Source organism: Aeromonas cavernicola (genome assembly GCF_002795305.1).
Classification (GTDB): domain Bacteria; phylum Pseudomonadota; class Gammaproteobacteria; order Enterobacterales; family Aeromonadaceae; genus Aeromonas; species Aeromonas cavernicola.
In genome coordinates, this window is sequence record NZ_PGGC01000137.1 from 1 (window position 1) to 12711 (window position 12711).

General features: G+C 52.4%; 10 protein-coding genes and 1 pseudogene. 4 read left to right on the forward strand and 7 right to left on the reverse strand.

The window, feature by feature from the left end:
- From CUC53_RS14490 to CUC53_RS14515, 6 genes and pseudogenes are all read right to left on the reverse strand, one after another.
- Nucleotides 1-220, reverse strand: a pseudogene (locus CUC53_RS14490) (type II secretion system protein GspF); the annotation flags it as partial.
- Nucleotide 221: 1 nt separating this feature from the next.
- The gene (gene exeE / locus CUC53_RS14495; protein ID WP_100294814.1) at nucleotides 222-1727 is read right to left on the reverse strand and encodes a GspE family T2SS ATPase variant ExeE; all 1506 of its coding nucleotides are present in this window, start codon (nucleotides 1725-1727) and stop codon (nucleotides 222-224) included.
- Nucleotides 1727-3766 carry a GspD family T2SS secretin variant ExeD gene (exeD, locus tag CUC53_RS14500; RefSeq protein ID WP_100294815.1) on the reverse strand — a complete coding sequence of 680 codons (2040 nt, stop codon included), beginning with the start codon at nucleotides 3764-3766 and terminating at the stop codon, nucleotides 1727-1729. The genes exeE and exeD overlap by 1 nt, the downstream gene beginning before the upstream one ends.
- A 21-nt stretch (nucleotides 3767-3787) precedes the next feature.
- On the reverse strand, nucleotides 3788-4678 hold the full coding sequence (exeC, locus tag CUC53_RS14505; protein ID WP_236757931.1) for a GspC family type II secretion system variant ExeC: 891 nt from the start codon (nucleotides 4676-4678) through the stop codon (nucleotides 3788-3790).
- A gap of 118 nt (nucleotides 4679-4796) precedes the next feature.
- Entirely contained in the window at nucleotides 4797-5495 is a 699-nt protein-coding gene (gene gspB, locus CUC53_RS14510) for a type II secretion system assembly factor GspB (RefSeq protein ID WP_100294816.1), read from the reverse strand.
- Entirely contained in the window at nucleotides 5495-7063 is a 1569-nt protein-coding gene (locus CUC53_RS14515) for an ExeA family protein (RefSeq protein WP_167386765.1), read from the reverse strand. The genes gspB and CUC53_RS14515 overlap by 1 nt, the downstream gene beginning before the upstream one ends.
- A gap of 431 nt (nucleotides 7064-7494) precedes the next feature.
- Between CUC53_RS14515 and cysK the strand changes: the two genes are divergently transcribed.
- The 4 genes from cysK (at nucleotide 7495) to crr (ending at nucleotide 11487) form a co-directional block, all read left to right on the forward strand.
- The gene (cysK, locus tag CUC53_RS14520) at nucleotides 7495-8463 is read left to right on the forward strand and encodes a cysteine synthase A (RefSeq protein ID WP_100294817.1); all 969 of its coding nucleotides are present in this window, start codon (nucleotides 7495-7497) and stop codon (nucleotides 8461-8463) included.
- A gap of 440 nt (nucleotides 8464-8903) precedes the next feature.
- Nucleotides 8904-9161: an HPr family phosphocarrier protein gene (locus CUC53_RS14525; protein ID WP_005338266.1), complete on the forward strand. Its 258-nt coding sequence runs from the start codon at nucleotides 8904-8906 to the stop codon at nucleotides 9159-9161.
- Between the two features lie 44 nt (nucleotides 9162-9205).
- Nucleotides 9206-10933, forward strand: coding sequence for a phosphoenolpyruvate-protein phosphotransferase PtsI (ptsI, locus tag CUC53_RS14530; protein ID WP_100294818.1), 1728 nt, complete (start codon nucleotides 9206-9208; stop codon nucleotides 10931-10933).
- A 44-nt stretch (nucleotides 10934-10977) separates the two neighbouring features.
- Nucleotides 10978-11487: a PTS glucose transporter subunit IIA gene (gene crr / locus CUC53_RS14535; protein ID WP_042061931.1), complete on the forward strand. Its 510-nt coding sequence runs from the start codon at nucleotides 10978-10980 to the stop codon at nucleotides 11485-11487.
- Nucleotides 11488-11567: 80 nt separating this feature from the next.
- Here the strand turns inward: crr and CUC53_RS14540 are convergent, their stop codons facing one another.
- Entirely contained in the window at nucleotides 11568-12521 is a 954-nt protein-coding gene (locus tag CUC53_RS14540) for a GGDEF domain-containing protein (RefSeq protein ID WP_100294821.1), read from the reverse strand.
- Nucleotides 12522-12711: the final 190 nt, after the last annotated feature.

Here is a 12711-nt window from a genome sequence, read left to right on the forward strand (position 1 = left end):
GGCGGGTGATCAGCGCCAGCTCAGAGGTGCTGGCCCCACGCCGAAACAGGGCAAAACGAGTTGCCTCACGTTTGGCTTTTTCGGTGGTCTCATGAATTTCCAGCGGCGTCAGGCCCTGCTCGCGCAGCAGCTGACGCACCTGACGTGCCGAATCGCCCTCCAGCACCCCTTGTTTCTGGCGCCCTTTGTTATCCAGAGCTTTGTATTCAAATGCCGCCATCTCAATCTTCCCGGGTCACGCGCAATACCTCTTCGAGGCTGGTCTGCCCCTTAAGGACCTTGTCGATGCCATCACGGCGGATGCTAGGAGTGTGGCCACGGATCAATCGCTCGATGGCAAGTTCCCCGCTAGCACTGTGGATAGCCTCGCGCACCGCTTCATCGATCACCACCAGCTCGTGAATACCGGTACGGCCACGATAACCGGTGTGGTTGCACTGCTCGCACCCCACCGGGTGCCAAATTTGCTGGTCAATGGTTTGCTCGATCCCCATGGCGATCCGCTCTTGCTCGGAGATGAGGCGTGGAGTGCGGCAATCGGGGCAGAGAGTACGAACCAGCCGCTGGGCTAGCACCGCCAAGAGCGATGAGGAGAGTAGGAAAGGCTCGATCCCCATGTCCCGCATCCGAGTGATGGCCCCGATGGCGGTGTTGGTGTGCAGGGTCGACATCACCAGGTGACCGGTCAGTGACGCCTGCACCGCAATCTGGGCAGTTTCCAGATCTCGAATTTCTCCCACCATCACCACGTCTGGATCTTGACGCAAGATCGCACGCAGGCCGCGGGCGAAGGTCATGTCTACCTTGGTGTTGACCTGAGTCTGCCCCACCCCTTCGAGGTCATATTCGATGGGATCTTCCACTGTCAGGATATTGCGATCCCGGGAGTTAATCTCGGAAAGCGCCGCGTAAAGGGTGGTGGATTTACCGGAACCGGTCGGGCCGGTGACCAAGATAATGCCGTGCGGCTTGCGAATAAGCTCGCTGATGATGGTGCGATTCGCCGCCGTCATCCCTAGCTGTTTCAGTTCAAGGCGCACATTGTTCTTGTCAAGCAGACGCAGTACCACCCGCTCACCGTAGCTCGACGGCATGGTAGAGACCCGCACGTCAACGGCGCGGCCGCCAATACGTAAGGAAATCCGGCCATCTTGCGGCACCCGCTTCTCGGCGATATCCATCCGCGACATGACCTTGATCCGCGAGACCAAAAGTGATGCCAGCTTACGATGAGGGCGCAAGATCTCTCGCAATACACCATCGATACGAAAGCGGATCACCAGCGCCCGCTCGAAGGTCTCGATATGGATATCGGAGGCCTCTTCTTTAATCGCTTCACTCAGCATGGCGTTGATGAGACGAATGATTGGGGCGTCGTCATCGGCGTCCAGCAGATCTTCGCTCTGGGGCAGCTCTTCAGCCAAGGCGAAGAAGTCCATCTCGTTGCCGAGATCTTCCATCAACTGGCGCGCCTCGGAGGAATCACGCTGATAGTGGGCCATCAACAAGGCTTCAAAAGCGTCATTGTCCAGCAACTCGACCGCGAAGTGGCACCCCGCGACGCGGCGAACTTCGAGTAACGTCTCGGGGGTGACCCCCATGCGACAGAGCAATACCGGTGCACCCACCCGCTCAGTCAGGATCACCCCAAAATTACGGGCAAAGGCAAAGGGTAGCTCAGGCAACGCTGGCGGCAGCTCGCTGGCATCGAGATGGTAAGCGCTCATCAGGGCCGACTCTGGACAAAGGGCGTCACGCTATCAGCGGTGTTTTGCTGACGAATTTGGGTCTGCTCGATCTGCATTTGTAGCTCGGGCGATACCATCACGTCTTGGCCATAGGCTGGCAGTACCTGGCGCTCAGGAGAGGTGAGATAACCCTCCTGTGCCGCAGCCTCTAGCTGCTTTGCCCGAAACAGTGAGTATTTGTTACTAGATACCCCCGAATAGATGTCAGCGTCCCGCAGTATCGTTGGCCGAATAAAGACCATCAGATTACGCTTCGAGGTGTTGGTTGCGGTGGAGCGAAACAGATAGCCTAACACGGGGATATCGCCAAGCAGTGGCACCTTGGATACCTCTTCTTTAGTGTCAGAACTGATTAAACCGCCTAAAACCACGGTTTCACCACTTTTAACCAATACCGCGTTTTTAACGGTACGAGTATCGAAAGTCGGACCTAGCGCGGCAGTTCCTATTGCTTGTGCTGTGGCAACGCTAGAGACCTCCTGCTCAATATTGAGCAGCACCGAATCCCCTTCGTTGATCTGCGGGGTGACCACCAGCTTGGTACCTACTGTCTTGCGTTCGATGGTATTGAAAATGTTGTCACCTGAGGTAGAGCTTTGTGATCCAGTCTGTACTGGCACCTCTTGCCCGACGTTGAAGGAGGCCTCTTTATTGTCCATGGTGACGATACTGGGGGTCGAGAGAATGTCATTTTTGGTGTTAGTGGACAATGCAGTGGCGAGCATGGCCCAATCACCACGATAGAAACCAGCAACCATGCCATTAAACCCTTTTAGCAGATTGGTGGCGGTATCCGTTTTGTTATTTTGATAATCCTTACCGGCGGCAATGGCTCCCGTAATAGGCAAGCCTGAATTAGTGAACTGCGTACCACCGCCATTGGCGTTACCCCACTGCACCCCTAAATTAAGCCCATCGCCATCTTGCATCTCAACGATGATGGCTTCGACCAGCACCTGTGCTCGGCGGATATCGAGTTTCGCCACCACCTGTTCAAGTTCAGCCATGACATCGGGCTGAGCGGTGATGACGAGGGCGTTGGTGGTCTCATCGGCGGAGATGGCCAGTTTACCGCCACCAATACTGGCAGCACCTGCCGCGCCATTTGCTCCGGCACTTCCCTTATTGTCTGCCTCAATACTGGCACTCACCCCTTTAAGTACATCGACCATGTCCTTGGCTTTACCGTACTTGAGGTAGAACACCCGGGTATTGCCTTGACTTTGCAAGTCACGGTCGAGCTGACGCACCATCTGAATAATACGGGCTCGCGCTTTTGGCTCACCGCTGACAACGACTGAGTTAGTGCGCTCATCGGCAACCACTTTAGGGGCCAGTAGCAAGGAGGCGGCACCGCCCTGAGGGGAATTATCTTTATTAAGGTTGGTCACCAGTCGCACCATTTCGCCCGCAGAGGCAAACTTAAGTTTGATAATGTCCACCTCTTGGTCGCCAGCCCGATCCACTCGGTTGACGACTTCGACTAAGCGATTGACCACGGCAGCGCGGCCAGTGATCAGCAAGACGTTGGAAGGGTCGTAGTGCACCACGTTACCGCCACCGGCATTGTCGTTAAGCTGACGTAGTAATGGTGCTAGCTCACGGACTGAGACGTTACGCACTGGTACCACACGGGTCACCATCTCATCCCCTTGGCCGGGATTAGTGCCATCGACTACCGGTATGGCAGAGGTTTTAGCATCTCGTGAGCGCAGCACTTTGAGCACGCCGTTATCCATCGGCACCACGGCAAAACCATAGACATCCAACACACTTAGGAAAAACTGATAATACTGATCTTCGTTGAGGAGATCGTAACTGCGAACATTGATCTTACCGCGTACCGAAGGCTCAATAATGATGGTTTTATTGAGATTTTTACCCACCGTATTGATGAATTCTTCAATGTCAGCATTCTTGAAACTGGCTGAGTATTCGGTTGCCAACGTGGTGCCTGACAGTACCATCAGGGCGGTGGCAAGTGTTGCCAAACGCCAGTTCTTTAAGTGATTAATCATTATTGCTACGACTCCAGATCGTTATTCTGACAAGCCAAAATAGATATCAAGTAACGCCCCTTGTCGTTCGACAGTGACGGTCATTTCCGAGGCACCCGCCATCTGTTCCATCGCTTGCATGGCTTGCATATTATCTCGTAAATCCAAGTCATTAACGCTGACGGCCAAGTCATTGGCTTGCAATCCGGTCTGATTAAAGAGTGTTGGATCATTACCAGGATTGAGGCGATAGCCGACCATCCGACCATCGACCTGCACTGGGGATATATTGAAGTAATCGTTGATTTTACGTGGATTTTTTAGCAACTCATTACGCACCGTCGTCAACGAGACCGTCGGCAATGTGGCTTGCGAAGGCGCCTTGCCATACTCCTCACCGTCCAACATCAAGGTTTCGTCACGGCCATCAAGCTCCAAAATCACCCTATCAGCGAGAATCTGACGAATCGTCGCTTGAGTACCATCGATGAGATCGCCAATCCCATATGAGTTTTGTCTGCCCGCCATAGTGACGATCGCGATAGATTTCGCGGCGACCGAGCTGGCAAGCACGCCATTGAGCTGGGCATTGAGCTGAGTACGAGGGGCATCCACCGCCACCGCAGCAACCGTTTTTTCTTTAGTGGGCGCTTTGCCAAAGAGGCTTAATTGCTGCAACTGATTGAGATTGAGCACTGCGCGACTGTTGGTGGGGCTATCGATCATCGCGGGTTGCCACGGCGCACTCGGCGGGGCTGACACCATAGCTAACACATGCCACGTCAAGCTGGCACACTGTTGGGCCAGCAATAGGAGCAAAGCCCAGAAGAGAGGATAATTGAGCTTGGCAAAGGGCAATCGTCGGCAGCTAGCCAACAGCAAGGTCAGTCGTTCGTCCCTGAATAGTGGTGTCATCTTTATCAACAACTTCATATGGTTGCCATGGCCGGCTATTGTCTATGGCTGTGGGCCTCGATACAACAGGGCTGATTGAAACAATGTGCAAAAAGAAGCCTGCTCAGATTAATTCTGCTCAAACTGATGCTTCGCTTCATCCTGGCCAATCTTGTAATGCGCGCAGGGAAACTTGCTGACCTGCAATCTGTAACACGATGTGATCTTGCGCAATCGTGCTCAGTCGCACACCGGGTAGCACTTCACTACCCTCCTTAAACTCGCGGCCATTGAGCATCACGGCCCGCTTGCTTGCATTAGATGAAAAGACATGGGAGCCGTAACTCAATGCCGGGACTTGCTGCTGTATTGCTAACGGGGCTGCTCCCAATGCCACGGGCTGCGCCGTAGCGGCCTGTGTGGCGGGGGGAGCTGGCATGACTGAATCTTGTAGCGGCGTTTCATTGAGTGCACGCAGCAGTTGATCCGCCAAACTGAGGCCACTTTGTGGTGGGCTGTCGATGCCACTAGATTGCGCAACGATCCGGGGCTGGATCACCGGAGCAGGAAGGGGAGGAGGCAGTGGCCGAGTGATCATCACTTTAGGTTCAACCCGCATAAATGGTGAACTCACCACCTCTTTTACCTCTACGGTTTCCTCAATCGGACGTAGATGCAGCAAGTGCCAGCCATAATTAGCCGCGCCCCCTAAAACGAGGGCAAGAGGCGCAAGCAACAAACTCCATCGGCGTGCGGGGCGCTCTTCATCTCGCGCCATCGCCAATCCCATGGCAGGGATATAGGGGGAACTGGTCGGTTGCTGCGCTCGGCGCAGCGCATTAAGTAGGGTTGACATCAGGAGGTCTCCTCCAGCCGTGGCATGGGCTCACCGGACAGGGCATTCAGGCGCAATAAGGTCTGGCTGCCAGCAATGCCGTCTGGGGTCAGCCCCTGCTCCCGTTGAAACTGCTGCAGCTTATTTTTGAGGATCTCATCAAAACGGCGGATTTTACGATCCGGTTGCTGCAAGGCTCGGCTTAACGCATTGTCAAGCCACTGAAGCTGGGCAAGTGAGGCATTACTGCTAATCAAACTGAGATTACCTTTGGGCATACGCCACAGTAAGGTGTAGCTCCCACCCCAATGATCAGATAACCACTGTCGCTCAACCTGCCAGCTTTGCTCACCGATCAACAGGCTTGCTTTAGCGGGGCCAAGGGTCACTAAAGTCGCATAGTAAAGCCCCCCCGTCTCATCAGTCAGGCTGACTTGGACGGGGTATTGCCAATTTTCTATGTCAGTTAATGTGGCCTCTCCCTCTTGGCAACGCAGCCCCGCACGCGGTGCATTATCACAGGTGGCCTCTTCGAAAGTGGTGTCGTAGCCCCATACCTTGTAGAGATTCTGCATCGCGCTGGCAGGGTCTATTGATTGGTTAATCGCGTCCGTCAATTGCTCGCGTTGTTCCGGCGTCTCATCAATGGTGACCGGCACTTCAACCTTGACTACAGGACGAGCAGGGAATACGCCAACATATTGCCAACCCCACCAACCGGCAGCGACCAGCACCGCCCCCACCACCGCAATACTCAGCGTTGAGAGCCAACTCCCTTCATCGCGGATCCCCGCCACCTCGAAGGCAGACTGGTTAATGTCCCGATGGACAATTTTGTAACTCCCCCGTGCAAAGGCGCCAAGCAGTGCACGATCACAGATCAAGTTGATCAGTCGAGGAATACCACCACTTAAACGATGGAGTGTTGCAATGGCTTTGGCAGTAAAGATCGGTTGTACACACCCCCCCACCTGCAGGCGAAACCGGACATACGCATCAATATCGTATTTTGTTAGCGGTAGCAGATGATAACGAGCAGTGATCCGCTGTGCGAGCTGGCGCAACAGGGGTTGACGTAGCATGTGTTGCAACTCAGGCTGGCCAATCAATACCACCTGCAGCAACTTTTTATCATCTGTTTCAAGGTTGGTCAGTAGACGTAACTGCTCTAAGACACTGGGCAATAGATGTTGAGCTTCATCGACTAACACCACACTGCGCTTACCTGCGGCCAGATTAGCAAGCAGGTGGTCACGAATGCGGTCAAACAGTAGCTTAATACCTGCTTCAACGGGATAACTGAGTTCAAACTCATCACAGATAGCCGCCAGCAGATCTCGCTCCGTCAGGGAAGGATTGAGGATATAGGCGATCTGAGTATCAACAGGCAGCTGCTGGAGCAAACAGCGGGACACCGTAGTCTTCCCCGTCCCCACCTCCCCCGTTAGCAGCACAAATCCACCGCCATCTTGCAACCCATAGTTGAGATGAGCCAAGGCTTCAGCATGGCGTTCGCTCATGTAGAGATATTTGGGATTAGGAGAGATGGAGAACGGGGGTTCTGAAAGGCCGAAGAACTGTGTGTACATTGGGATTCTTGGATAGCCAACCAACGATTAAAAAGGTGCCCGGATAATAGCAAACATCGTCTTCATTGGAATCATTCATTCGCTTTCGCCACTAAATCTCAGTTACCCCCATCATTGGCTGTACTCAGGGCTCAAAAACAGCATGTTGAGCATCAGAATAGAGGGCGGGGTGAGAAGAAAGGCCTCAGGCAAGCAGACCATCCCAAAGAGCAATAGACGACCGTATAATCCCCTGAAACGGGGAGCGCTACACCGGGATGGCAGGCATTAGCAACACACCAAGCTAAGGGGCTCAGCGCAGGAGCTCACCAATCAAAGAGCATAAATCTCATATGTTTTAATGCCATATAGTTATAACGAATAGTCACTTCTCATTCATAACACGCCGAGTAATCTTGCCACATCGCCTTCACAGCAACAGGGATAGCACCATGACCAAAATTTTTGAGGACAACAGCCAAACCATCGGCCAGACCCCGCTGGTTCGTCTTAACCGCGTCACGAAAGGACGGGTGCTGGCCAAGATCGAAAGCCGCAACCCAAGCTTCAGCGTAAAATGCCGGATCGGCTCTAACCTGATTTGGGATGCAGAAAAGCGCGGCATCCTGAGCAAAGGTAAAGAGATCATCGAGCCGACCAGCGGCAACACTGGTATTGCTCTAGCCTTCGTTGCGGCGGCTCGCGGCTATCCCATTACGCTGACCATGCCTGCCACCATGAGCCTCGAGCGTCGCAAATTGCTAAAAGCTCTCGGCGCTAACTTAGTGCTCACCGAAGGGCCACTGGGCATGAAAGGCGCCATTGCCAAGGCTAACGAAATCCTCGAATCCGAGCCGGGTAAATATGTGCTGCTGCAGCAGTTTGAAAACCCAGCCAACCCTGAGATCCATGAAAAAACCACAGGCCCCGAGATCTGGGATGCAACAGATGGCAACATTGATGTATTCGTCGCAGGCGTGGGTACTGGCGGTACTATTACTGGCGTTTCTCGTTATCTGAAAAAGGCCAAGGGAAAAGCCGTTATCTCTGTTGCGGTAGAGCCTGCTGAATCTCCGGTCATCAGCCAGAAACTGGCGGGTGAAGAGATTAAACCTGGTCCGCACAAGATCCAGGGTATCGGCGCCGGTTTTATCCCGGGTAATCTCGACTTATCCCTGCTGGATAGAGTGGAAAAAGTCACGAGCGACGAGGCTATCGACATGGCTCGTCGTCTCATGGAAGAAGAAGGCATTCTAGCGGGTATCAGCTCAGGTGCCGCCGTCGTCGCCGCCAGTCGACTGGCTGAGTTACCGGAGTTTGAAGGTAAAACTATCGTCGTTATCTTACCGAGTGCGGCGGAACGTTATCTCTCCAGCGCACTGTTTAGTGGTGTGTTTAGCGAACAAGAACTTCAACAGTAACGCTCGAATTCAGCTCAACGAAAACGGCGCTCTTGAGAGCGCCGTTTTCGTTATTGGCTAGACACTGCAACACACCTTGTCAGTGGCACTCTTATTTTTCGAGGTAAAATAACAAGCTGTCGCGCGACAAAAAAAGCAGACATTTTGTGATAAATCTCATATCCTGTGCGGCGTTGCGAGGTGCTTTGTCACTAAGTATCACAAAGTAACAAAGTGTTATTTTTCGTTGTGAATTAATAGCAAACCAGCTCTGATGCGGCTTGCAGTGCAACAATGAAGAGTAGTCCGCCAAGGCACTGAAATACTGAACAGAAAATTGACCTGGATTAAACCATTGCAGGTTTTATTTCGTTACTTTACAACATATCCATACTGACACAGTGAAAAAGCGGTTTAAAAAACCACCTTTCACTTAAAAATCAATAAGATGGGGTGAATTTATGTACGAGAAATCTGTTGTCATTACCGCTGAAAACGGTTTGCACACCCGCCCAGCAGCGCAATTTGTCAAAGAAGCGAAAGAGTTTCAAAGCGAAATCACCGTGGTATCCGGTGGTAAATCCGCCAGTGCCAAGAGCCTGTTTAAACTGCAGACCCTCGGTCTGACCAAGGGGACCAATGTGACCATCCAGGCCGACGGCCCCGATGCTCAACAAGCTGTTGAAAAGCTGGTTGCCCTGATGGATGAGCTGGAGTAATCCAGCTTTATTCCTCTCCCTTAGTCGTTTTAATAGGAAGGATTATGATATCTGGCATTCTTGCGTCACCCGGTATCGCATTCGGTAAGGCGCTTCTTCTTAAAGAAGATGAAATCGTTATCAATCAGGGCAAGATTCCCACCGAGCAGATTGATGCCGAGATCAACCGTTTCCTCGAAGCCCGCACCAAGTCAGCAGCCCAGCTAGAAGCCATTAAAGAGATGGCAGGACGCACTTTCGGTGAGGAAAAAGAGGCCATCTTCGAAGGCCATATCATGCTGCTCGAAGATGAGGAGCTAGAAGGGGATATCAGATCCTTCATCAAAGAGAACAAGGCTTCTGCAGATAAAGCAATCTATGAGGTGATCGAGCAGTACGCCAAGATGATGGCCGAGCTAGATGACCCTTATCTGCGCGAACGCGCTACTGATTTTCGTGACATCGGCACCCGCTTAGTCAAGAACGTCTTGGGCATCGCCGTTGTCAATCTGAGTACCATTGACGAAGAAGTCATCCTAGTCGCCAAAGACCTGACCCCGTCTGAAACCGCTCAGATCAACCTAAAATATGTGCTGGGTTTCGTCACCGACATCGGTGGCCGTACCTCTCACACCTCCATCATGGCCCGCTCTCTGGAGCTGCCGGCCATCGTGGGCACCAACGACATCACTGCGCGGGTCAACAATGGTGATCTGCTGATCCTTGATGGGATCAATAACCAGATCATTGTCAATCCAACCGCTGAACAGCTGACCGAGGCCAAGCAGTTCCAGGCCCAGTTCCAGGCTGAGAAAGATGAGCTGGCCAAGCTGAAAGACTTGCCTGCCATCACCCTAGATGGTCATCAGGTTGAAGTGTGCGCCAACATCGGTACCGTCAAGGATACCGAAGGTGCCATCCGCAATGGCGCCGAAGGCGTAGGTCTGTACCGTACCGAGTTCCTGTTTATGGATCGTGATGCGCTGCCAACCGAAGACGAGCAGTTCAAAGCCTATAAAGAAGTGGCCGAAGCGATGCCAGATCAGCCGATCATCGTGCGCACCATGGATATCGGCGGCGACAAAGAACTGCCGTACATGAATTTCCCGAAAGAGATGAACCCTTTCCTGGGCTGGCGTGCCGTGCGGATCTTCTTTGACCGTGCCGACATCATGAATGCTCAGCTGCGGGCCATTCTGCGTGCCTCTGCCTTCGGCAAACTGCGCATCATGTTCCCAATGATCATCTCTGTCGAAGAGTTCCGTAGCCTGAAAGCGACCGTCGAGACGCTAAAAGCCGAACTACGGGCCGAGGGTAAAGCCTTTGATGAATCCATCGAAGTGGGTATCATGATCGAGACCCCGGCCGCCGCCGTGATGGCTCATCATCTGGCCAAGGAAGTGGATTTCTTCAGTATCGGTACTAACGACCTGACCCAGTACACTCTGGCTGTTGACCGTGGTAACGAGATGATCTCCGCCATGTATAACCCGCTCTCACCCTCTGTCTTGACCCTGATCAAGATGGTTATCGATGCGTCCCACGCCGAAGGCAAGTGGACCGGTATGTGTGGTGAACTGGCTGGTGACGAGCGTGCTACCCTGCTGCTGCTGGGTATGGGTCTGGATGAGTTCTCCATGAGCGCCATCTCTGTACCGCGTATCAAGAAGCTTATCCGCAACACCAACTTCGAAGATGTGAAGGCAATGGCAGACCAAGCACTGAGCTTTGCTACCGCAGCCGAAATCGAAGCATGCGTAGATAGCTTTATTAAGCAGAAAACAGTCTGCTAAGATCGGCTGCACGCAGCGACAAATCATCTCTAGGAGCTTTTACTATGGGTCTGTTTGATAAACTGAAGAAACTGGTTTCCGACGATAGTTCTGATACCGGTGGTATCGAAATTTTTGCCCCGCTGTCGGGTGAGATCGTGCCGATCGAAGATGTGCCTGACGTGGTCTTCGCTGAGAAGATCGTCGGCGACGGTATCGCCATCAAACCGGCTGGCAACAAGATGGTTGCGCCGTGCGATGGTACTATCGGCAAGATTTTCGAGACCAACCACGCGTTCTCTCTGGAATCCGACTCAGGCATCGAGCTGTTCGTACACTTCGGTATCGACACCGTTGAACTAAAAGGCGAAGGCTTCACCCGAATCGCTCAGGAAGGCCAGCAAGTCAAGCGTGGTGATACCATCATCGAATTCGACCTGGCCGTTCTAGAAGCGAAGGCCAAGTCAACGCTCACTCCAGTGGTCATCTCCAACATGGATGAGATCAAAGAGCTGATCAAAATGACGGGTGCCGTGACGGTGGGTGAGACCCCAGTTATCCGTATCAAAAAATAATTAATCGTGGGGACTTACCGCCCATGATTGCAAAAAAACCGAAGCATAGCGCTTCGGTTTTTTTATACATCTCTGTATGCCTAAGGGGGCTGGGAAGCAGAGACAACGACCTGATTACGCCCTTGCGCTTTTGCCTGATATAACGCCTTATCGACCTCCATCAACAGATTTTCGACTGTCTGCCCCTGAGCCAAGCTGGCACATCCTAGGCTGATCGTCAGCGAGAGCGACTTGTCTTGCCATGTCAACGTAAGCGCCGATACCTGCTGCCGTAACATCTCTGCTCGTTGGCTCGCCTGCTCAAGGCTGTTGTGCGGTAGGATCAGCAAGAACTCCTCCCCTCCCCAGCGAGCTAATAATTCTCCGGGCAACAACTGACTTGCCATGGTCTGAGCCACAGCACACAGCACACGGTCTCCCGCAGGATGACCATGTCGATCATTAACCTGCTTAAAGTGATCAATATCGACCAACACCACAGAGAAATCGTGGCCCTGCAATAAATTAGCGTTGAGTTGCTGCTCTGCTGCACGTCGGTTACTTAATTCGGTAAGCGAGTCTGTGCAAGAGAGCCGGCTCACCTCCTCCATCATGCACTTCAAATCATGAATATCACGAAACGTAATAATATGCCCATCGGGAATCGCGTCCGTAACAAGCTGAATTGTCACAATAAACCAACGAGATTTTCCATTTTTACAACGAATTAGCGCCGGTAGTTCAGCAACCACATCACCTTGCGCGAAGCTGCACTCTATTAGGCTATACCAAGCGGTGATAATTGAACGACGGTAGTGCTCATCTGGGTAAACGATAGTAAACCAAGTCGCGATGTCAGGTACATCGCTCAGGTCATAACCGAGCTGTAGCTGAAATGCTTTATTGATAAAACGATGCCGCTGTAACAAAGGGTCCCGAGGTGACATATCTGCAGCGGAGGTTTTAACCAAACTCATCGACTCTGATACTAGAATCGGGATCGGGATTGCATCAAATGAGCTAAATAGAACCTGTTGTAGGGCAGGATGATTCATGATCAAACGTTACTCCACCATATACGAGTCCCGTCTAACATAGGTCAATTCTGGGGGAGCGGTAAATCGGTTTATGCTGGATGTTACGACCAGGTAATTACAAAAAAGTCAATTTTAGGGTGTTTTTATTCTTTTCACTAACAGGGACTAAAAAACGGGGGGCTTGAGACTAATGCCGATCAGTTAAGGA

Excerpts from the sequence above, each read along its gene's own strand:
- CUC53_RS14540 (WP_100294821.1), bottom strand. The coding sequence starts at position 12,521 with ATGAATCATCCTGCCCTACAACAGGTTCTATTTAGCTCATTTGATGCA.
- exeC (WP_236757931.1), bottom strand. The coding sequence starts at position 4,678 with ATGAAGTTGTTGATAAAGATGACACCACTATTCAGGGACGAACGACTG.
- exeD (WP_100294815.1), bottom strand. The coding sequence starts at position 3,766 with ATGATTAATCACTTAAAGAACTGGCGTTTGGCAACACTTGCCACCGCC.
- CUC53_RS14515 (WP_167386765.1), bottom strand. The coding sequence starts at position 7,063 with ATGTACACACAGTTCTTCGGCCTTTCAGAACCCCCGTTCTCCATCTCT.
- ptsI (WP_100294818.1), top strand. The coding sequence starts at position 9,206 with ATGATATCTGGCATTCTTGCGTCACCCGGTATCGCATTCGGTAAGGCG.
- CUC53_RS14525 (WP_005338266.1), top strand. The coding sequence starts at position 8,904 with ATGTACGAGAAATCTGTTGTCATTACCGCTGAAAACGGTTTGCACACC.
- crr (WP_042061931.1), top strand. The coding sequence starts at position 10,978 with ATGGGTCTGTTTGATAAACTGAAGAAACTGGTTTCCGACGATAGTTCT.
- cysK (WP_100294817.1), top strand. The coding sequence starts at position 7,495 with ATGACCAAAATTTTTGAGGACAACAGCCAAACCATCGGCCAGACCCCG.
- gspB (WP_100294816.1), bottom strand. The coding sequence starts at position 5,495 with ATGTCAACCCTACTTAATGCGCTGCGCCGAGCGCAGCAACCGACCAGT.
- exeE (WP_100294814.1), bottom strand. The coding sequence starts at position 1,727 with ATGAGCGCTTACCATCTCGATGCCAGCGAGCTGCCGCCAGCGTTGCCT.